This window comes from Parasedimentitalea denitrificans, assembly GCF_011813015.1.
Lineage (GTDB): Bacteria > Pseudomonadota > Alphaproteobacteria > Rhodobacterales > Rhodobacteraceae > Parasedimentitalea > Parasedimentitalea denitrificans.
Genome location: NZ_QHLQ01000035.1, coordinates 1 through 20,125, shown reverse-complemented (window position 1 = coordinate 20,125; position 20,125 = coordinate 1). Strand labels below are relative to the sequence as shown.

Sequence of the window (20,125 nt, the reverse complement as noted above, 5' to 3'; positions counted from 1 at the left end):
TTTCTCATCGTCCACTCCTCAGTGGTTACTGATGAGCAACAAACCCTCTCTTAGCAAATACCGCTATTTGGACCCATAAGCGCTGACGTCAGACAATAAAATACTGGTTGCTCGTATTTTCTGCCAAGTAGTGGATCAACTTACGCTGCAAAATTGGGTGCAAGTGAATTTCCGGCTCTTCCATGCAAATCATGATTTCATCGTAGATCGTGCAGAAGGCAGCGATCAGGATGACCTCATGGATGCCTGTGCCAAGCGATGAAAGCGGGAGAACTTTGTTGTCAATGTGAACCAAAATATGGTTGCGGTCATGGGGGATCTCGATTTTAGCTTCAGGCTTGCCAGTGACTTCTGCAACGAAGGTGTTGATCTTGTCAAAAAGCTCACGGCGTTCGCGCTCATCGTGATCCGGACTTTGGAGTGCTGCAAGTTCGTCAATCAAACCTTCACCCGTAAGGTCACTAAGTTGCTTACCCTTCGGTCCGATTTGGCGTTTCGCAGGGATCAGTTGCCGATCAATGGTAGCAAGCTGAACGAGCTCTGCGAGACTTTCGATCACATCTTGGAGCCAGTCCTGGCGGCTGCCTCCAGACCATCCTGGTTTCAGAATTTGCCAAAGGGTTTTCAAGCAGTCTTGATCGAGACGACTTTTAAAAATGTGCCCTGATACTTTTTGCTCGAAAACAAATGGATTTTTGTCCTGAATGCGCTCTAGCCACAAGTGATCATCTTCTTCCAAAGCCGACAGTACTTTTCCGAGAGCGTGTTCAGCCGTCTGCCACACCGAAATTTGGTTTTCAGCGGTTCTGACTTTTTGTTCTACAACTTCCCTTAAATGGGAAGTAGGGATGCAGATCGACGTGGACATTTTTCCGGTCTCGGCCCCACGATACTGTTCCACGGATTCTATGTTCGGGTTATTAGTGCGGCCGGAATTTTGTACTGAAAACTGCTCATGTAAAAAATCTAGGATTATGGATTTTCCGGCATTGTTCCCACCTATGAATAAGTTCAGTGACGAAAGCGGAAAGATGCGCTGCTTTTCCGGACCAATACCTCGGTAAAATTGGATCGAAATGCCGTGTAAGAAAGTTTTCAACTAATTTTCCTATGTAAAAAATCACACTGGCCTAGGGGCCTCTATGCAACATCTGGTGCGCAAAATGTCTAGTGCCATTGATGTAGGAAGTCTTCAGATCACCGATCTCTCTGGTGTTTATCGACGGCCGATTGGGTTTCCTACGCGCGTGTCCGCCGGCCTCGACGAATTTCGGCGGCTGCCGCTTGAAGTGCAACGGAATAGAGTATGCCGACGCCCATGCAGATCCACAACCATGCGCGCATAACCAGCCACGTCAAACCCGCTCATACTTCCTGAGACAAGCCTGTTCAGATAGTTCTTGCCGCCAAGTTTTGGCAGACCTTCGTGCGCAGATAGATCTGTTGCAACGGTTATTGGAGAGGCCAAGTGATCCTTGGAAATTCGAACAACCAAGTTTTGCCAAATGTCTGCATGTACCGGATCGCCAAAATGCTCAGGCTTCAAAAAACTGGACACCTCATGAAACCGATCGTTCACAGCCAGGACAGCGCCCAAAACCTGCTGCTCTGGCTCGTGCGATAACAGGCCGCTGAAGCGCCCTAGATCTCCTGACTAACCTCACCCTACCCGAATTGCTTCAACCAGCGCCCAGCGGCTTCGATGAGCCTGTCGCCACTCATCGTTGAGGGTGGCGCCCTGCCGTTTTCCAACATGCGCCGCTGGCGGGCGGTAAGGTCAGCAAATTGATCGGATCCAGATGCACTGGCAATTTTGTCCCACTGGCAATCGTTCAACCATCCTTGCGGATATCTCGGTAAAGGCCGGAAATCACCAGGTTTGGCATTCGCCAGCCATGCCCCGTATCACTCCGCGGCTGCTATGATTGTATCCGACAGCTCTTTTGGACGGCCCTGGCCCAAGCTTTGCACGCGACAGGCTTTCCCATTTTTCTTGGCACACCCTCCAGAACCTCTCGAAACTTGCATCCAGCGTTTCGTTTTGCTGATCTGTTTCATTCGCTGCTTTGAAAAGATCATCAGCCCCCGCTGGGGGTATGGGGGTTTGTTTTATATCTGTAGGTTTACTATCTGGTAATGGTGAGCGATCTGGCACAACTGCAATTGCGATTTTTGACAAATGCAATGTGTCGGTTATCGCATACCATTTTGTCCGATCTCGCGCGTCCCGGTTGTAGTTTCCGGCCTCAATCATCTAGCTTGTTTCGAGCTTGTCTAGGGCGGTTCTGATTTGGCTTTTTGACACATATGGAAACAGCGTTTCAAATGCCTTCATACTGTTGTAAGTCCACACTTTTTCATCATAATGATGCTTCTCATTGGCGGCGTTCTTCTCGCACCAGAATTTGAAATTTTGATAGATCACGGCGGCATTGACACCGACCTGTTCAGCAACCGCCGATTCAAAGTTATGCCTGCTCATTTTGCCCCGTTTCTGAACATGCTTTCCAGGTCGCCATCTTCGCGAAGAATGCTGACCTCCTGGCGCACAGTTTCCAATTTTCATTTAAGAATTTCTGCGATGTCTTCGACGCCGAACCCAGCCTTCAGAAGCCGCCGAACGCGCCACTGCCAATCACTGTTTCGAAAGGCTTTGTGATCACACATTGAACAGCCCACCCATTGGCTTGAGTGATGGCTGTCGTAGGTTTTATTTTCGTGATGCTTTGTCTGGCGGGTTTCTGTTTCGCGCCAGACAATGCCAGTGCTGTTCCCGCTCTCATATCAGGAGGCCTCGGTGTCCTCTTTCTGATTGCGGCTGCAATTGATGGGGTAGTGTGATGGCCGGAGACCCCACCATGAGCCAAATCAGCCTGAATGGGTCCGTCAAATGGGCCGCAGCGCGCATTGGCTGGCCCCTAATCAGATTCAAGCAGAAGCGTGAAATCCTCGAAACCAACGGCTTTCCAAAAGTCGACCGGATCACGAATCTCTATGTCAAAGCCGACATTGATGCTTGGATAAACCGTCGGCGCCAGGTGGCAGACCAAATTCTGCACATCGGCGGCGCCCAAATCACAACAGAGGTGAACCTAGATGCGATTTAAGGATGCATTGTGGGACGGTTCAGACCCGCTCTATGCCCCAGGCATAAGTTGGAGCGGCAAGAACCCAGAGCGCAGGTATGCGCACTGGAAGTGCCCAAGAAAACTTGTGAAGGCTGGATACGCCATCACTAAAGTGAAGATCGAGCCCGCGGGCCATATAGGCGACGAACACCAGCGCGCGCGCGCCCTGATGTGCCGGGAGTTGACCCAAGAAGCAATTCGCTGGTCTGAAACCCATGACCAGCCTCGGGTAGACCCCGATACATGGATGTACCTGATTGCCCGGTACCGGACAGACGAATTTTCACCGTTTCAGGAGGTGAAGGCAAATACCAAAGTTGGCTATCTTGAACAGATGAAGAAGCTGGAAGAGGTAATTGGTCACACAAAAATCGCAGACTTGACCTATGAAGTCATCAAAACGATTCAGAAGGCCATGACGGATAAAGGCAGATCGGTCGCCTATATCCACCGCTTCTTCAACACGCTGCGGCGGGTAGCTCGCTACGGCAAGGCACTTGAAATCGAAGCGGCAAGAAAAGTGTCCGAAATTCTGGCGGAAATTCGCTTTCAGAACAGCGCAGCTCGGCAGGTCTTTCCAACCAGGGAACAGGTCTACAGGATCGTCGCCGCAGCCGACCTAGAGGGCATGGAGCACTATGCCCTTGGCATCATGATCCAGTACGAGTTTGCGCTGCGCGCCGTGGACGTTCGGGGACAATGGCTAGAAACAGACGAGACCGAAGGTGGCGTCATCCGTAACGGCAAGCGCTGGCAGGACGGATTGACTTGGGACATGTTCGACGCTGGGCTTACCACCATGACCAAATTGATTTCCAAAACGAGGAAGTCATTGCCTGAGCCTTATGAGTTCGACCTTACCGCCATTCCGGAGATCCAATCCCGACTTCTTCGCATCCGGCCCGACGGACGGATGGGGCCAGTGATTCTCGCACAAAGGAGCGGAGGCTTTCCCTACACTTCGAGCGGATGGTCTCAAGCCTGGGCAAGGCTACGTAAGCAGGAAGGGTTGCCTAAAGAGCTATGGATGATGGACTTACGAGCTGGAGCCATGACAGAGGCAAAATCTCTTGGGGCCAATCCATATGAGCTGCGCGATGCAGGTCAACACAAGGAAATGTCTACTACAGACAGGTACTCTCGGGGCAGAAGTCAAAGCGCAAATAACGTTGTTCGTCTTCGCAATACTGGGAAGTAGTTGGACGCAACATGAACAAACGTTCCAACTTTTGTTCCAACAATGTTCCAACTCGAAATTGGAAAAACGCTAAGTCATTGTTTTTGTGGTACCACCACCCCGGCTCGAACGGGGGACCTCCTGATCCACAATCAGGCGCTCTAACCTACTGAGCTATGGCGGCACTGAGGGCGATTTAGCCAACCCCTCGGGCAATTGCAAGGGGCTTAGAGCATAACACGCCAAGTTTGTTCGATCAAATTTACACCGTAGGAAAATACCGGTTTGGTTTCGGTCATCTGCCAGCCAAACGCCTTGTAGAGTGACCCACTGGAACGCCTGCTTTTATGGGTGTGCAGCACCATTTCGCGGTACCCGGCCTGCCGTGAAAATCCCATGCAGTCACGTAACAATCGCTGGCCCAACCCCTGCCCCCGGGCCTCTGGCGTCAAGAAAAACAGGCGTAACCGGGCGATTTCACTGTTTTCTTTGATACAGAAAATGCTGCCGACCCGCTGTGTATCCTTGGTGGCAACCCAGCCTTTTTCGCACATCGGATCATGGTCGCTGCAAAAATCATGCAGCACCCCGGCGATCAGCTGGCCATAGCTGGCATCAAAGCCTTCTTCACGAGAATACAAATCCTGGTGACGCGCGGCCAGCCAGTGCATGTCGCCTGCAACGAATCGGCGTAAACTCACATCAACCATGTGCTATCAAACACCGAACCCTGCTTGCGTTTCAATAGCACGCACGGTAGCACCTGCATTCAGCCATCAGATCTTCAGGAGTGCAAAATGGGTATCAACAGCGAACGCGATATCGAAGCAAACATGCAAATCGGCCCGACCGATACCGGCATGGTACGCCTGTTCGTCGAGGCCGACGGTGTTGAGATCCCAATGGATTTCGATCCAGAAGAAGCCGAAGAGATTGCCGAAGAGATCCGCGCCGCTGCGCAGGCCGCGCGATTGGTCAAGGGCTAGGTTGTTATCAGCCCCTATATGACCAAAACTTGAACGGCTAAAGACTTGCACCGCCGACCAGCGTTTCTAGTATCGCCTTCATGACAAAAGTAATTACTGGAAAATGCCTTTGTGGCGCAGTGTCATACACAGCGACAGGATCACCTGTTGTTGTCGCACGATGCCACTGTGAGGAATGCCGGCGCACTAGCGGTGCCGGACATAGCACTGGCGCAATGTTCCCAGTCTCTAAAGTCAGCTTGTCTGGTGACGTAGCACAGTACAGGTATACGTCTGCCAGTGGCTCTGAAGTGACCAAAGGCTTTTGCCCGAAATGCAGCAGCCCAATCTACGGTACGAACACCAAGACATCAGATCACATGACCTTCACGCTTGGCACGATGGACAACAGTGACGAGCTTGAAATCCAAGTTGTGGTTTTTGAGCGGGACAAACCCCATTGGGATCAGGTAGATGCGGATGTCATGAGTTTTGACACCCAACCTGAATGGGCACCGCCAGACTGACATTCTCCATCCCGCTGCTTGATCAAACCTCGACCGTCATGTTGCGGCTGAGGTTCTGAACGCCCTGATCGACAGAGCGTTCTTGCAGTTGGCTATTTGCGGCAGTTAGCAGAGATGCCTTTGCCAAATGCTCACAATATTCAACGGCGTGCATTACACGAATAGGGACATCGTGTTGAATGGTCTGTGATACTGCCGACCTAGATCACTCAATCGGCAGACCAAACGCTTCCCACTCTGGGAACCCATCACGAAGATAGTGGACGGACGTGTATCCCCAGGACACAGCCATTTCAGCAGCGGCGGCTGAGCGCAGGCATGAATGTCCGTTGCAGTAAAATACCACTGGTTCAGTTGTGGCGACATGTTCAGCCAGCGCTTCTTCAGTCAGCTCCGTTTTGGAGTCCAAATGAACAGCCCCCGCAATACGGCCATCTTCAACGTCAGAAGGCTTGCGGACATCAATAAACTGCGCACCATCGGCAAACAGATCAGCTGCGACTTCGATGGAGACTGTGCTGGCACCATCAACGCTGGCCGGTGAAGTTTCTGCCATGGCAATGTTTGCCACAAGAAGGGATGCGGTTACTAAGCTAGTTATGATTTTCATTCTGGTTCCTATCGACCTTGTGTCTGCTCGAACGGGCGGGAATGCGATTGCTAGCTTAAATTCCTGTAAACCTGACCTGTAAGATGTGTCGAAGTTGATCTTTCATACATGGCGGGCCGAGGCTTTCTGGCTCGTTCACGCGTCCTCAAGTACACAAAAAACAACAACATAGGCGCAGTGAACAGAGCCAGATGCGCGTCGCCTGACGTAAAAATTTGAAACTGTTTCTTGTGGAAGCTTATGCGCTGTTACCGACATTGATCTTACTCGCTGTCTCTACTCTCTCCAAACAGCTCGCCATCTTTGCCTACGCGCGGATCACGTAGGCTCAGCAGCCGTCGCGCAGCATCCCGCGCGAACTTTTGGGTCAATTTCTTACGGCGCGCCGGGGCCAGTTTGTCCTCATCTGGCATCCGAATAATCTCAGCGTCATATGCGTCGGCGATGATCAACCCCGTGCCATCTGGCAGTAACTCGGTCGGGAACTCCATGTCCACCGCCCAGAAATAGCGGTCGCACCACTCCAGGTAGCCCTGCCATTTCTGGTCGGTTTGAAAATCGGCGCGGCTGGATTTGCATTCGATTACCCACAGCTCCCCTTTGGGGCCAAGTGCAATCACATCCACTCGCAACCCGCGTGCGGGTACAAATTCTTCCAGCGAGGCATAGCCTAGGTTGCGCAGATAGCGCGCCACGCCACGGGCGAGTTTTTGTCCGGGTTGCAGGTCAGGTGTCATTTTCAAAATGTGAACAATACAGGAACAAAATGCAAGCGCAGATTAACCCTTGACGTGATACCAAAAGGTATCATAACAATTAAGACACCAAATGGTTTCATTTCGATCCGAGGCCCACCATGACCCAACTCACCTTTCGTGCGCTGGCCGACCCCACGCGACGCGACATTCTGCAAATGCTGACCACCCGCGACATGACCATTGCCGAGGTGTCAGACCAGTTCGACATCACCCGCCCTGCGGTCAAGAAGCATCTGACCATCTTGGCAGAGGGCAACCTGATCCAGGTCCGCACTCAAGGCCGCGAGCGGCTCAATTCTTTCAACCCCACCGGCATGGCGCCAGTTCTCGACTGGCTCAGCTTCTTTGACAGTTTCTGGGATGACCGTCTTGGCGCCCTGAAAACCCTTATTGAAAAGGAAATACAATGAGTGACCTGACCCTGAACAAATCTATTTACCTAAAGGCCGAGCCCGCCGTGGTTTGGGAGTATCTAACTGAGCCTGACAAACTGGCAAAATGGTTCCACGCCCCCAAGACACCGCTGAAGCAAGGCGAAGAGCTGTCAATGTATGGCACCGAAAGCGGTGACAAGCTGATCTGGGGAGAGGTCAAGATTGCCCAGCCGCCGGAATATCTGGAGTATACTTTCACCGTGAAACCGATGGGCGACGCGGTAAGTACGGTAAAGTGGACATTGTCCCCAGTGGCCGGTGGCACCCGCCTGTCGCTGGAACACTCAGGCTTGCCACGACACGCCGAGGCCTTTGATCTGATGCTGGCCCTAGACAAAGGCTGGGATGATCACATTTCCCGCATGCGCGCCTCTGTGCACGAAGTTACCGCCTGACCCCTTGTCGTAGCCCCCGCCAGCGCCTAAGTAGGGGCGTGGCGGGTTCTGCCCCTCTCGTGACAGGCTAGCATTCCAGTGGCCTTAAGCATTTCCAAGGGAGCTGGCTCTGTTTGGATCCTGGTCCAATTACCTGGCGCCCACCTGTACATACAGGTCCTCGGGAATCAAAAGCCTGACGGTTGAACTCTGGTGGTCCCGCCACACTTACATCTTAGCCCCGCACTTGCCCGGCTCCTGTAATGAACCAAACACCTGCAACAGTCATTCACAAGTTGAGTGAGATATCATCATATATCAATGGCTCAATGGCGGCTGCGACCTGTGGCATTCGCAAAAGAATGCAAAAATCGTTGCGTTTTGAGGTCCGCAAAATAGTGTGGCGGTGACACCCATCGCGACATGAGGTTCTAAATTGCCAGCGTTCGACTTATCAAGCCTTGATCAGACGCATGTGGAAATTGCCATTATTGGCGCTGGGATAAACGGTGCCAGCGCCGCACAGCACCTCAGCGCCGCCGGATATCGTGTAATGCTGGTAGATCAGGGTGACTTTGCCAACGGGGCAACCAGCCGGTCCAGTCGCCTGCTTCATTGTGGATTGCGGCACTTGGCAACGGGAACCAATTTCTGGCAATCCCTGCTCCGTCCTGACCGCCTGGCCAAGTCAATGAAGACAGTCCGCGACGATATGCTGGCGAGAGACGAAATTGTCCGTACAATTCCTGATCGTGTAAAACCGATCAACTTCTGCGTACCAATCTATAACGATGATCAATATTCCCCTTGGCAAATGGATGCTGCATTTGCAGCGTTGCGACTGACAAGCCCAAGAGGCGTGCCTCTGGACTACCGAAAATACAGCCAGAAAAACCAAGCCGAAGTGCCGGTTACCCCCTGGTTGCGCGATCCGCACAAACTGCGCAGTGTTGCGGTTTTTCGTGAGTACATCTTTGATTGGCCAGAGCGCATTGCGCTGGACGCAGTTTTTGATGCGCGGCGAATGGGAGCGATAGTCCGCAACTACACACGGGTTGTGGACCTGAAGCAACAGAATCAGGGTGCCCGCTGGCGTATGACCCTGCAAGCGGCCAATAAAGACGGTGGATCTGCCAGTGTCACTACAGATTTGGTTCTCAACCTTGCTGGCGCCTGGGTTGATGATCTTATTCAAAAAACGGGCTCCAATGCTCCGCCAAAATGTACCGGGATGAAGGGTGTTCACATTGCGTTGCGCCTGCCAGAGGAATTCAACGACTGGGGAGTGTTCACCTATAATAGCTTGGGCGAACCGCTTTACTGCTTACCGTTTCGCGGTGTTCACTACGTCGGTTTGACGCGCACGCCTTTTACCGGCGACATCGCAGGCGTTTCCGCATCTGATCAAGAAATCGAATGGATGATTGCTGAAACCAACCGCTGCCTACCAAAACTTGCCGTATCGAGACATGATATTTTGTATTCTTGGGCAGGCGTCAATCCATTGACGAGCGATCCAGAAGAGCCAATGGGAAGTCGCGAAATCAAGATTCATGATCTTGCCCGTGATGGTTTACCCGATTTTCTGACGCTAACTGGTGGACCTATCATGACCCACCGGCGTGTTGCGCGACAACTGGTCAAGTCGATCAGTGGCCGTCGGTCACCCGCCGGCACACCGCAATGCCCCGTCTATCAAGGCGTCCAGGTGGCATCCGATCAACGCGAGGTGGCCAGCATTCCAGCCACCGAGATTGAACGCTGCGTTCGGGAAGAGATGCCCGGCAGTCTAACGGACCTTCTAATGCGGAGGTTAGGTTTGGGGTGGGAGCCAGATCAGGGTATCGGACAAGCACGCTCAATCGCAGAAATTGCGGCGCCCTATTTGGGGTGGTCAACATCCCGAGTTGACGCCGAAATTCAAAGGTACCAGCTTCACTTGGAGAAAGCGCGCCGCAGACCAACTTCAGTGTAAACCACGTGTAAATCTACGGCGGAAATGAATTGACTTGCGGGATCAGCCAACCAATAAATGCTGCACTGCGGCAAAAAACGCCAATGCGTACTAGAGCTTTTCTCGCTAGATCTGCCTGAATTTCAGTAAAGATGAAGACCCTGTTCAAGAGGATAATCAGTGAACCCGCCCAAGTCTTTTTTTCGCGGTCCAATACATACGGAAGCCCGCATGTCGTTGGTCAAAACCTGCACTCTAATCCTCCCTGAATGTGAGGTGCAGACAACCACATTCAACATCAGCTATTCCGGTCTGGGTGTTGAGTTGCCGGACGACGATCAAGCCTTCAACTCAAAACTCTTAACAAAAGTTTCTGTCCAAGATATCGGCGTTTTCGACATCGCTGTTCGGTGGCAAAAGAATAGGAAATTGGGTCTAAGGTTTCTATCCAAAACGAGTGCTAGACCTGTTCTCAACGCGTATTTCAAGAAAATAGGCAGCTATCCGGTTTAGTCTGAATATCGGGGAAACTGGCCAACAGTGAACGGCGATTATCCCCACTCATAGGATTCGACAATGACCCACTTACTGCGGCGCAAGGCAGCGATCAGCTCTGCTTGCCGATCGTAAATGTGTGGCCCTACCGTTCCGGCGTTCAGCCTTTCTGCCAAGCATTCTTTGTCAAACGCCACGGCTTCATCAACAAACAATAGATAGGCGGATTTGTCGTCCATTGGATTACTGCAATCGACAGTTCGTTTCTCAAACTGGCTAAAGAACGCGCGACGATCCCACCACACTGGGAAATCAAGGATCTGACCAGTCTCAGCCGGGCGATCCACATGCAAATCAGGGTATAGATAAAGCCTTTCGGCGCGTGCTGGCACTGTCATCCCCTCCTGCCGAGTTGATTGATAGCCCCAATTGAATAGTGGTTTCCTTGCAATTTGTCCATGCGGAGCAAAATCAGCCGACGCATGCAAGGGGCAGCATTGGATGCAATAAACCGCGCTATCAGATTGAACAGCGCGGCTTCAAAATTCTGGATGCCGACTATCAGCGGCGGTGCATTGGGCCCTTGGGCTTTTCAACGGGCACCGGAATAGCCAGGAACTCTCGCGTGACCGGAGAGCCACCACGTGGGCCGCTGTCTTTTTCAGCCAATGCCATCACTGACCAACCAAACTGCACGCCGGCAAATACGATGCCATTCATGAACCACAGGATAAACAGCGCTAGCAACCCATCACTGTTGGTGCTGACCAGATGCCACAAGCCCATCACGTTAAACCACAACAGCATCGCGACGAAAGCCGCAGCAATCGCAAAACCAATGATCACGTTCCGGATGTAAAGCTGTATCAGTTTGGGCATCTATGGTGTCTCCTCTGTTACGCGCGCAGACTAACACTATCCCTGCCCTGTTCCAATGTTTTTGGGCGTTTCGACGGAATATGTCGCACTTCGCGTTATACTCCACAGGTCTACAGGCAATTTCTTGCTTAATCGTGTCAATAAAGAACACTCTGTGATGGCTGAACAGATTTAATTACCCGCACTGGCAGAACCGCCATGGCGCGGAAGGATTGAAAGAGAGATATTTTGTGAAACGAATTAGCCAGGTGCTCCTCCGATATCCCCGACTTATCCCTATTCTGATGACCATCGCCATTCTTGCCCTGCCCCTAGCCGTTTGGCGTGACGTCATGGCGATAACTGATCAAAGCATCCGCAGACAGACGACTGCGCTCGACTCGGTCATGAGCAATTTGCGGGGGTACTACTCAGACAATGTTATCAGCAGGCTGTCAGCGGACAATCCAACCGTCGCAAGCCATGACTATCACGCAATTGACGGTGCCATTCCAATCCCCGCTACTCTGGCGATCGAGCTGGGCGAGTTGATCAACGCGGATCAGGGCACCAGAGGCTTCAACGTTGAATACCGCTTTATTTCGGACTTTCCGTTTCCCGGCCGCGAACCAAACGAATTAACCGCCGGAGAAAACCGTGCCCTGAGCGAGTTCCGAAATGGGCACCCGGAAAACCGGATGTTCCTAAAGGCCGATGACAGCCCATGGGACCACGCCGTTTCGATGGTCACCCCGGTGATCATGCAAGACAGCTGCGTCGCCTGTCACAACAGCCACCCAGACAGTCCCAAAACAGATTGGCAAGAGGGGGATGTTCGTGGATTGCAGTCGTTCACTGTACGTCAGCCAATATTTTCAAACCTTATGACGTTCAAATACCTGATCCTCTACATGATCGCCGCTGGCACCTTTGGCATCCTGTTTTCACGCCACCAGTTGCGTGTTGCATCAAAACTAAAGACCCAAAGCGCCGAGTTGGCCGAGAACAATGATTTTCTGGCTGGCATTTCCATGAAGATCTCGCGCTATCTGTCGCCACAGGTCTACAAGTCGATCTTTTCGGGAGAGAAAGACGCCTCGATTTCCACCGAACGCAAAAAGCTGACTGTGTTCTTCTCGGATATCAAGGACTTCACCCAGACCACTGAAAGCCTGCAACCCGAAGAGCTGACGGAGCTGCTAAATTCCTATTTCACCGAGATGTCATTGATTGCCGAAAAGCACGGCGCCACCATCGACAAATTCATTGGTGATGCCATTGTTGCCTTCTTTGGCGACCCTGAAACCAAAGGCACCGCAGAAGACGCCCGCGCCTGTGTCCGTATGGCCCTAGAGATGCAAGAGCGTCTGGGGGAATTGGCTGGTGAGTGGCGGGCCAAAGGTATCGAGCATCCGTTTCGCGCCCGCATCGGCATTAACACCGGGTACTGTAACGTCGGCAACTTTGGCTCAGAACTGCGGATGGACTATACCATCATCGGCGCCGAGGCGAACTTGGCAGCCCGGCTAGAGGCCTCGGCCGAGCCCGGCGGTATCGTGATGAGCTATGAAACCTACGCCCATGTACGCGACATCGTGGAGGCCCGGCAGCTGCCGCCGGAAAGGTTCAAAGGAATTGCCCGTGAGGTTATCCCATATGCCGTGGAACCCGGCCGCAACCGCGCGCCGCTAAGCGAAACAACAGCTGATGGGCGCAGCATGACTGTTCACCTAGATCAGCTTGATGACGAGACGCGGGGTAAGTTGGAAAAGCTGCTGAAAGATCGGTTGTAGGCCCAACCGGACAACCACCTCCTCGCCTTTTTCCGGCATATGAAGCTCTCCCCTAAGCTGCGGAGAGCTTCTAATCGCGTTGTTTTAAACGGTATTCACTGTAGTTTCCACGTGAACATCCTGCTTCGCCTCGCCCTGCTTCCAAGTCTGATAGACCTTTCGGTAACCCTCTTCGAGGTGCCGGGTATATGCGGCGGTGTCATAGAGAGGTGCGGTTTTCAGATTTGACTGCAGGCGTGCCTTGACCTTTGCCAATGCCGATTTGTCGCTCGCAAGGTTGGTGATCATTTCCTCGTACTGCTGCGCAGTCTCGACAACCAAATCAGCCATATCCACCGCGTTCAAAAGGCTAGCGGCAACACGTGCGGCGAATTGCGATCCGACCTTGGTCACAACGGGAAGCCCGGACCACAGCGCATCACTTGCGGTCGTATGAGCGTTAACATTGAACGTATCCACAAAGATGTCGGCCAACCGGTGACGAGCAAGATGCACTTCCGAGGCAGCTCGGTCACAGAAAACCAACCGACTGTCATCGATGCCCCTGTCCCGCGCCGCTTTCTTGAGGTTCTCCTTGGCCCATTTATTGGTATCCAAAAGCCAAAGAACAGTATTTGGCACTGACGATAGCACGCGCATCCAAATATCAAATTCGGTTGGGGTAATTTTGTAGCTGGCGTTGAAACAGCACAGAACGACGGCGTCATCAGACAGACCGTAAGTCGCGCGCGTGACTTCCACCTGAGAGATTGCCCTTTTATCATCATTCGGCTGATAGCTGTCAGGAAGATAAATAAGGTTCTCAGAATAGTGTTCACGCTGTTCTGGGGGCACCACCACGGGGTCGGCGATCATGTAATCCATACATGACGTTGCCATCGTTCCCAGATAACCCAAGTAATTGATTTGTATCGGCGCAACCCCTGCATAGAACGGCCCTGTTCGGGCGTCTTGAGTGTAACCTTTTAGATCAATGGCAATATCCAAGTTATCTTGCCGCGCCCGCTCAACAATCTCGTCGTCAGACGCCATGTGGAGATCTACAAAATGTTCAGTGTTTTGAACCAACCTATCTAGATACTCGTTGGCTTTTGGCTCATTCAGGCAATACACAAAAATCTCAAAGTCGCTTTGATTATGGTGTTCAAAAACGCCGTTCAGCAAAAACAAAGTTGCGTGGTTTGATAGGTCACTGGAAAAGTAACCAATTCGAATTCGAGAGCTGTCCCCCGACCCGCTCAGATCCGTCCGTCTGGCATCTCCACTCTTTGCATATTTGGCTGAGCGGACCTTTTGACGCGCTGGGTTATCTTCGAACCCCAACAGCGGCCATGGCGCAACGGGATCTCCAGTGATGCCAATAGCTTCAGCAACCGTTTCGAATTCATCATAGGCCGACCATTCACACATCTGGGCCTGAAAATGCATTTTTTGGGTCTGAGCCGCATGCAGAGTGTTGTCAAACAACGTTGCTGCAGAGTAGGCCGCAACTGCCATGTCGTACTCACCAAGATACTGTTGGACATTAGCAAGGCATTCGTATGCCTTCGCTTTTCTGGAATCCAAGGCAATTGCCGCCAAACTGCTTTTAACCGCTGCATCATACTGTTTCGTTTGAAACTGCACCCAACTTAAATTTACCAGAGATGAAGCACATGTTGGATTGCTCGCAACAGACTGCTCCACATAAACCCGTGCCTTGTTCACATTTCCGATTTTGAGATAGGCGGTCCCTAAATCATACTTTGCAATTGACGATGAAGGATCCAAGCGAAGCGACGCTTCGAGAACCGCTATCGCAGATTCAAAGTCACCTAATTTTGCCAGGGTCTGCCCCAGAAAGCTAAGGGCTTTAGCATTTTCAGGTTCGAGCTTAAGGCTCTCCTGAATATCAGACATCGCAGATTGTAGATCCCCTGCTTTTTGGTGGGCACCCGCACGGGACCTAATAAGATCGGCATTGGGGGGTGACATTTCCATAGCTTTAGAAAAACACTCCACAGCTTCACTGTGTCTGCCTAGTTTGTCCAAAGCATTTCCCAAGTTGGAATGGGAACTAGACGCCCCAGGCTTTAACTTGACCGATTGCCTAAAAGACTTCTCTGCAAGTTCAAGCTGCCCGAGGGTTAAAGCAGACGCCCCACGGATAGTCCAAAGCTGCTCCGTACCTGGAAACAAGCACAACTGCTCATTCGCCTTGGTCAGTGCCAGTTGAAAGTTATCTTGATTATAACATTGCACAATGTCACGAAGTGAAAATTGCCCTGGAGCAGCAGTCAGCGCTCTTAAACGCGAGATCGCTTTTCTAGCGCGCACGTTTGCTGGAAATTGATCGAGCACATTGCCGTACAGGCCAAGCGCCTGGGCGGCATCTCCTTTTTCTCAAAAATCTTTGCTTCACGAAACGTACTTTCGACGGAACTTCCCATAAAATATGTCACTTTAAGTATGAATTTCTACTCATCCCGATTGAACGGAAATCTCGATATTTTCCGTATGCGATCAACGTGAGAATAAAGACAACACAACCCGTTAAAGGCGATACGGACTCAACCTAAACTCAACTTTCTTAACAAAGAATTTTCATTTTTCGAAAAATCCGACAAGGGCAGTAATAGACTGTTGGCAAACGATAACCTGCCCTAAGAGAAGCGCAGGCTGAATAGCTGAGTGGTCGTCAGGCCCCAAACAAAACAGGCCTCCCGAACATCGGAAGGCCTGCGTAGCTATCGATATATCTTGTTGTGCCTCAGAAGGCTTCGGGTTTGGCCTCATGTGCCATATGATCCAGCACTGCGTTGACGAATTTCGGCTCTTTGCCTTCCGGGAAGAAGGCCCGTGCAACGTCAACGTACTCGGTGATCACCACCTTTGGCGGAGTGTCAGACTGGGTCAGCTCGGCACCGGCCGCGCGGAACAACCCGCGCAGAGTAGGGTCGATCCGCGCAATCGGCCATTTGGCCACCAGAGCACGATCGGTCATCTGGTCAATCACCGCCTGATGGTTGACGGCATCTTCGACCAGCTTGCGGAACAGTGTGGCATTGCCTTCGGCCATTTCATCGCCGTCATAGAGCGCGCCAAAACGGTGATCCAGGAATTCAACAATCACCGCGTCAAAGGTCTGACCGCTGTGCTCCATCTGGAACAGTGCCTGCACCGCATATAACCGCGCGGCAGATTTCTTCTGACGTTTCTGGAGGCCCTTGTTCGGGGCACTACCTTTGCTGTCCGACGTGCTCATGCGTTTTTGGATCCGATGCTGGATTTGGCCAAGATGATATCCTCAGAGCGGGACTTAAAGCCGACGCCCTTGGTTTGGGCGCTCCACTTACGCCCGAGAGCAACAAGATGCAAGGCCGCCGCCGCAGCGCCACCGCCCTTATTCATCGCTGCCGGATCAGCACGCACCTCGGCCTGCTCGTAGTTTTCAACTGTCAGGATGCCATTGCCGATACACAGTCCTTGCAGCCCCATCAGCTGAATGGCGCGGCTGCTGTCGTTACACACGGTGTCATAGTGGGTTGTCTCGCCCCGGATGACACAGCCCAGCGCCACATAACCATCGAAATTCGATGTGTTTTCAGCGATGGCAATCGCTGTCGGCACTTCCAATGCACCTGGCACTTCGACCAGATCATAGCTGCCGCCAGCCGCTTCGATCTCGGCAATAGCGCCTGCAATCTGGTTGTCGGCGATATCCTTGTAGTACGGCGCAACCACGATCAGCAGCTTCACCGGTTTGGTGAACTCGGGTCGTGGCAGGGTGTAATGTGTTTCAGTGGCAGCCATATCAAACCTCGGTCAAAATTGGTCGCGTGCCGGTTATGGTCAGCCCATAGGCATCCAACCCCACATAACGCGTTTCAGGAGAATCGGTTAATAGAACCAGTTCATTCACCCCAAGCTTGGACAAGATCTGCGCGCCAAGGCCCGTTTGCTTGATGGTGCGCGGGCCTTCGTCTTCGGCGGCATACAGCGCATTCCGGGGTTGGCGGAACAAGCAGACCACGCCGCGGCCTTCGGCGGCGATCAGTTCCATTGCGCGCGGTAGTTCGTCAGGTGATTTTGGGCCCAATCCCAGGATATCCGATGCTTCGTGTACGGCATGTGTCCGGCACAGAACTGGTTCAGGCGTGGTGATATCGCCCTTGATCAGCACCACATGTTCGATGCCATGGGTCTGGTCGGTGAACAGGCGCATGTCCCATTCGCCACCAAACTCTGATTGGACTGTCTCTTGCGAGGTTTCGACCACCAGATTGTCATTGCGGGAACGATAGCTGATCAGGTCGGAAATCGTGCCAATTTTAATACCATGCTTCTTTGCATAGACAATCAGCTCGGGCAAATGGGCCATGGTCCCGTCGTCGTTCATGATCTCACAGATCACTGCCGACGGATAGCAACCGGCCAGACGGGCAACATCGCAGCCTGCCTCGGTATGGCCAGCCCGTACCAGCACCCCGCCATTGCGCGCACGCAGCGGGAACACGTGTCCCGGCGTGGCAATATCAGCGGCACCCTGATCCGGGTTGATTGCAGTGGCCACGGTCAGCGCCCGATCAGCGGCGGAAATCCCTGTAGTCACGCCCTCGCGGGCCTCGATCGAGGTGGTAAAGGCAGTCTCGTGGCGCGAGGAGTTGTGCATCGCCATCATCGACAGGCCCAGCTCTTCGATCCGTTCGGCTGGCAGGGTCAGACAGATCAATCCACGACCATGAGTGGCCATAAAGTTGATCGCCGCTGCATCAGCGTATTGGGCGGGAATGATCAGATCCCCCTCGTTTTCGCGATCTTCGTGATCAACCAGAATGAACATGCGGCCTTGGCGCGCATCTTCGATAATCTCTTCAATTGGGCTAATCGCAGCGCGCAGATCCGTTTCGACCGGACCGGGGGTTTCAAAGCTCATTGGGGCAGCCTTTCGATGGGCAGAAGTCTGAGACTCTTATGTACACAGGGCAGATAGTGCAGATGAGGGGCAAATGCCAGACCCGCCAACGGCATGGCGGGTGTAAAACGCGGCGTCGCACAGGCTCTGTGCGCAGGTCTGCTTTACTATTCTCATAGGGCAGCGCCCGACCCAGGTGGGTGCAAACGCACCCGCCTGGGGGGCTGGCGGGTGCTGCCCGGCGTTCCACCGGGGAATTGGATGCACGCGCACCAATTCCCCGGCAAGGCCCCTGCCCTGCCGGTTCTTAACACTGTTCGGATGTGTCATGTCGTCAGATTAAAATGGCGACGTCGCCAGAACGGAGGCGGACGGGAGGCATGGCCACCCGCGCGTGATCCTGATCAGATGCGCCCCGGCGCAACCCGGGGCCCTGTTTCCTATACCGGGGGTGATAGTCCCGGCTGTAATCGCGATTGGTGGGCACTTTGCCACACCCCAGTTAAACCCGTCTCAACTGGGCGTGCGCTCGGTCCGCAACGGTCAGTTACTCGATCCCGCTTAGAACGCTTTCCAGATCTGCAATCAGGTCATCGACATGTTCGACACCGACCGACAGTCGCAGCAGGTTGTCAGTCACACCTAGCTTCTGACGCCGTTCAGGCGGTAGAATAGCATGGGTCATGCTGGCAGGATGCTGCACAAGGCTTTCTACCCCACCCAGGCTGACCGCATAGGCAAACAAGCGCAGAGATTGCGCAATCTTGTCAGCACGCGCCTGCCCGCCGTCTACCTCCATCGAAATCATCGCCCCAAAGCTGCTCATCTGACGCTTGGCCAGCTCATGCTGCGGATGTGAGGCCAGACCAGGGTAGATCAGCTTGGAAATACCAAACCGGTCCTGGTTCTGCTCCAGAAATTCAGCAATGGCCTGCGCGTTGGACCCATGACGCTCCATCCGAAGCGGCAAGGTTTTGAGTGAACGCAACAAAGTGGAACAGGCAATCGGATCCATCACCGCCCCGGTTGAGTTTTGCAGAAAGCGGATTTTCTCGGCCACCTTGGGGTCAGTGTTCGGAGACACCGCAGCAACGCCCGCGAGCAGGTCGGAGTGGCCATTCAGGAACTTGGTGGCCGAATGCATCACGATGTCTACGCCCATTTCCAATGGACGTTGGCAATAGGGCGAGCAGAAGGTGTTGTCACACACAGTCAACGCACCAACGCGACGGGCTTGTTTGACGACAAATTCGATATCGACCACTTCGAGCAGCGGATTTGAAGGCGTCTCAAACCACAGCATAGCTGTGTCGGGCCGCACTGCCGCCTCTACCTCAGCAGGGTCTGCGAAATTGACAAAGGATACGTCCAGCCCGGCACTACGACTGCGCACCAATTCCAGCAACCGGTAGATACCACCGTAGACGTCATGGTGTGCAACCACATGGGCGCCGCTCTCCAGCAGCTCCAGAATAGTCGAGGCAGCCGAAAGGCCAGTTGGGCAGGCAATCGCTGTTACCGCCCCTTCCAGATCAGCAAGGCAAGCCTCAAGCACCTGACGGGTAGGATTGCCGGACCGGGAATACATGAACCCTTTGTTCTCACCGATTCCGTCCTGCACAAAAGTGCTGGCGGTATAGATCGGCGTCACCACTGCTCCGGTTAGCGGATCAGGTTCTTGCCCCGCATGAATAGCGCGGGTTTCAAATGCATCTCGGTTGCTGGATCGCTTGGTCAATTGGTTTCCCCTAAATAGTACCGTCGTGAGCGAGGGGCACTTGAGCACATGTCTCGGGGGCTGACAATGTGCGAGGGTTTGAAGTTGTTACGTTTATTTGACTGGTTGAGCTGAAGGAAGGAAGGCCCTGCAGCAAGTGAGACTAACGTCGATCCAAATCTCTATAAAATATCAGCGGAGAATAGTGTGCTAATGTTCATTACGCCCATTACTTCGTCTCCACTTACACTCCAGAAATAGCTGTACACATGCTTAAACAAACCACCGCTAAATTTCGGGTATTCGGCTTTGCGCGCATAAATCAACTCACATGAATCATCCGGGCGGCTTTGTTGCACAAATCGGTTGATGGGATTCACTGTATGAATCCAGCGTGATAGTTGGGGTTCATGAGCAGGTGGACACCGACGACTTACAAGA

Annotated in this window: 23 protein-coding genes and 1 tRNA gene; 9 read left to right on the top strand and 15 right to left on the bottom strand. The window is 52.9% G+C overall.

The window, feature by feature from the left end:
* Positions 1 to 88: 88 nt before the first annotated feature.
* From DL239_RS20280 to DL239_RS20270, 3 genes are all read right to left on the bottom strand, one after another.
* Entirely contained in the window at positions 89 to 1,099 is a 1,011-nt protein-coding gene (locus tag DL239_RS20280) for an AAA family ATPase (protein ID WP_167685923.1), read from the bottom strand.
* 117 nt (positions 1,100 to 1,216) lie between these two features.
* Complete coding sequence (locus tag DL239_RS21950) at positions 1,217 to 1,627, bottom strand: DnaB-like helicase N-terminal domain-containing protein (protein ID WP_369410601.1); 411 nt, start codon at positions 1,625 to 1,627, stop codon at positions 1,217 to 1,219.
* A 627-nt stretch (positions 1,628 to 2,254) separates the two neighbouring features.
* Positions 2,255 to 2,566, bottom strand: coding sequence for a hypothetical protein (locus DL239_RS20270; protein ID WP_167685921.1), 312 nt, complete (start codon positions 2,564 to 2,566; stop codon positions 2,255 to 2,257).
* A 292-nt stretch (positions 2,567 to 2,858) separates the two neighbouring features.
* Between DL239_RS20270 and DL239_RS20265 the strand changes: the two genes are divergently transcribed.
* Positions 2,859 to 3,107, top strand: coding sequence for a hypothetical protein (locus tag DL239_RS20265; protein WP_240932092.1), 249 nt, complete (start codon positions 2,859 to 2,861; stop codon positions 3,105 to 3,107).
* On the top strand, positions 3,097 to 4,326 hold the full coding sequence (locus DL239_RS20260) for a site-specific integrase (protein ID WP_167685919.1): 1,230 nt from the start codon (positions 3,097 to 3,099) through the stop codon (positions 4,324 to 4,326). Before DL239_RS20265 ends, DL239_RS20260 begins: the two co-directional genes overlap by 11 nt.
* 86 nt (positions 4,327 to 4,412) lie before the next feature.
* On the opposite strand, the gene DL239_RS20255 is transcribed toward DL239_RS20260, so the two are convergent.
* Both DL239_RS20255 and DL239_RS20250 read right to left on the bottom strand, forming a co-directional pair.
* Positions 4,413 to 4,489 (bottom strand) — tRNA-His (locus DL239_RS20255).
* Between the two features lie 43 nt (positions 4,490 to 4,532).
* A complete protein-coding gene (locus DL239_RS20250; RefSeq protein WP_167685918.1) occupies positions 4,533 to 5,015 on the bottom strand; it encodes a GNAT family N-acetyltransferase in 483 nt (160 codons plus the stop codon).
* A gap of 87 nt (positions 5,016 to 5,102) precedes the next feature.
* On the opposite strand from DL239_RS20250, the gene DL239_RS20245 reads away from it, so the two are divergent.
* Both DL239_RS20245 and DL239_RS20240 read left to right on the top strand, forming a co-directional pair.
* On the top strand, positions 5,103 to 5,291 hold the full coding sequence (locus tag DL239_RS20245; RefSeq protein WP_167685917.1) for a DUF6324 family protein: 189 nt from the start codon (positions 5,103 to 5,105) through the stop codon (positions 5,289 to 5,291).
* Between the two features lie 80 nt (positions 5,292 to 5,371).
* On the top strand, positions 5,372 to 5,797 hold the full coding sequence (locus DL239_RS20240) for a GFA family protein (RefSeq protein ID WP_167685916.1): 426 nt from the start codon (positions 5,372 to 5,374) through the stop codon (positions 5,795 to 5,797).
* A gap of 205 nt (positions 5,798 to 6,002) precedes the next feature.
* Here the strand turns inward: DL239_RS20240 and DL239_RS20235 are convergent, their stop codons facing one another.
* Together DL239_RS20235 and DL239_RS20230 are read right to left on the bottom strand one after the other, a co-directional pair.
* The gene (locus DL239_RS20235; RefSeq protein WP_167685915.1) at positions 6,003 to 6,407 is read right to left on the bottom strand and encodes a rhodanese-like domain-containing protein; all 405 of its coding nucleotides are present in this window, start codon (positions 6,405 to 6,407) and stop codon (positions 6,003 to 6,005) included.
* Positions 6,408 to 6,670: 263 nt separating this feature from the next.
* Positions 6,671 to 7,144 carry an MmcB family DNA repair protein gene (locus DL239_RS20230; RefSeq protein WP_167685914.1) on the bottom strand — a complete coding sequence of 158 codons (474 nt, stop codon included), beginning with the start codon at positions 7,142 to 7,144 and terminating at the stop codon, positions 6,671 to 6,673.
* Positions 7,145 to 7,263: 119 nt separating this feature from the next.
* Here DL239_RS20230 and DL239_RS20225 point away from each other — a divergent pair, with 119 nt between their 5' ends.
* From DL239_RS20225 to DL239_RS21945, 4 genes are all read left to right on the top strand, one after another.
* Complete coding sequence (locus tag DL239_RS20225; protein WP_167685913.1) at positions 7,264 to 7,575, top strand: ArsR/SmtB family transcription factor; 312 nt, start codon at positions 7,264 to 7,266, stop codon at positions 7,573 to 7,575.
* Positions 7,572 to 7,994 (top strand): SRPBCC family protein, encoded by a 423-nt coding sequence (locus DL239_RS20220; RefSeq protein ID WP_167685912.1) that lies wholly within the window; start codon positions 7,572 to 7,574, stop codon positions 7,992 to 7,994. The genes DL239_RS20225 and DL239_RS20220 overlap by 4 nt, the downstream gene beginning before the upstream one ends.
* Before the next feature lie 454 nt (positions 7,995 to 8,448).
* Complete coding sequence (locus DL239_RS20215) at positions 8,449 to 9,948, top strand: FAD-dependent oxidoreductase (protein WP_167685911.1); 1,500 nt, start codon at positions 8,449 to 8,451, stop codon at positions 9,946 to 9,948.
* Positions 9,949 to 10,158: 210 nt separating this feature from the next.
* Positions 10,159 to 10,440: a PilZ domain-containing protein gene (locus tag DL239_RS21945; protein ID WP_167685910.1), complete on the top strand. Its 282-nt coding sequence runs from the start codon at positions 10,159 to 10,161 to the stop codon at positions 10,438 to 10,440.
* A gap of 38 nt (positions 10,441 to 10,478) precedes the next feature.
* Here the strand turns inward: DL239_RS21945 and DL239_RS20205 are convergent, their stop codons facing one another.
* Together DL239_RS20205 and DL239_RS20200 are read right to left on the bottom strand one after the other, a co-directional pair.
* The gene (locus tag DL239_RS20205; RefSeq protein WP_167685909.1) at positions 10,479 to 10,820 is read right to left on the bottom strand and encodes a hypothetical protein; all 342 of its coding nucleotides are present in this window, start codon (positions 10,818 to 10,820) and stop codon (positions 10,479 to 10,481) included.
* Between the two features lie 163 nt (positions 10,821 to 10,983).
* Positions 10,984 to 11,301: a hypothetical protein gene (locus tag DL239_RS20200; RefSeq protein WP_167685908.1), complete on the bottom strand. Its 318-nt coding sequence runs from the start codon at positions 11,299 to 11,301 to the stop codon at positions 10,984 to 10,986.
* A gap of 230 nt (positions 11,302 to 11,531) precedes the next feature.
* On the opposite strand from DL239_RS20200, the gene DL239_RS20195 reads away from it, so the two are divergent.
* On the top strand, positions 11,532 to 13,073 hold the full coding sequence (locus tag DL239_RS20195) for an adenylate/guanylate cyclase domain-containing protein (RefSeq protein ID WP_369410600.1): 1,542 nt from the start codon (positions 11,532 to 11,534) through the stop codon (positions 13,071 to 13,073).
* A gap of 84 nt (positions 13,074 to 13,157) precedes the next feature.
* On the opposite strand, the gene DL239_RS20190 is transcribed toward DL239_RS20195, so the two are convergent.
* From DL239_RS20190 to DL239_RS21540, 6 genes are all read right to left on the bottom strand, one after another.
* Positions 13,158 to 15,413, bottom strand: coding sequence for a tetratricopeptide repeat protein (locus tag DL239_RS20190; protein WP_167685906.1), 2,256 nt, complete (start codon positions 15,411 to 15,413; stop codon positions 13,158 to 13,160).
* Positions 15,414 to 15,822: 409 nt separating this feature from the next.
* A complete protein-coding gene (nusB, locus tag DL239_RS20185) occupies positions 15,823 to 16,317 on the bottom strand; it encodes a transcription antitermination factor NusB (RefSeq protein WP_167685905.1) in 495 nt (164 codons plus the stop codon).
* The gene (locus DL239_RS20180) at positions 16,314 to 16,865 is read right to left on the bottom strand and encodes a 6,7-dimethyl-8-ribityllumazine synthase (RefSeq protein WP_167685904.1); all 552 of its coding nucleotides are present in this window, start codon (positions 16,863 to 16,865) and stop codon (positions 16,314 to 16,316) included. Before DL239_RS20180 ends, nusB begins: the two co-directional genes overlap by 4 nt.
* A gap of 1 nt (position 16,866) precedes the next feature.
* Positions 16,867 to 17,988, bottom strand: a complete 1,122-nt coding sequence (gene ribB, locus DL239_RS20175) for a 3,4-dihydroxy-2-butanone-4-phosphate synthase (RefSeq protein ID WP_167685903.1) — start codon at positions 17,986 to 17,988, stop codon at positions 16,867 to 16,869.
* Between the two features lie 526 nt (positions 17,989 to 18,514).
* Complete coding sequence (locus tag DL239_RS20170; protein WP_167685902.1) at positions 18,515 to 19,705, bottom strand: trans-sulfuration enzyme family protein; 1,191 nt, start codon at positions 19,703 to 19,705, stop codon at positions 18,515 to 18,517.
* 161 nt (positions 19,706 to 19,866) lie between these two features.
* Positions 19,867 to 20,125, bottom strand: a 259-nt coding sequence (locus DL239_RS21540; RefSeq protein WP_206188564.1) for a hypothetical protein, incomplete at its 5' end; no start/stop codon positions are given.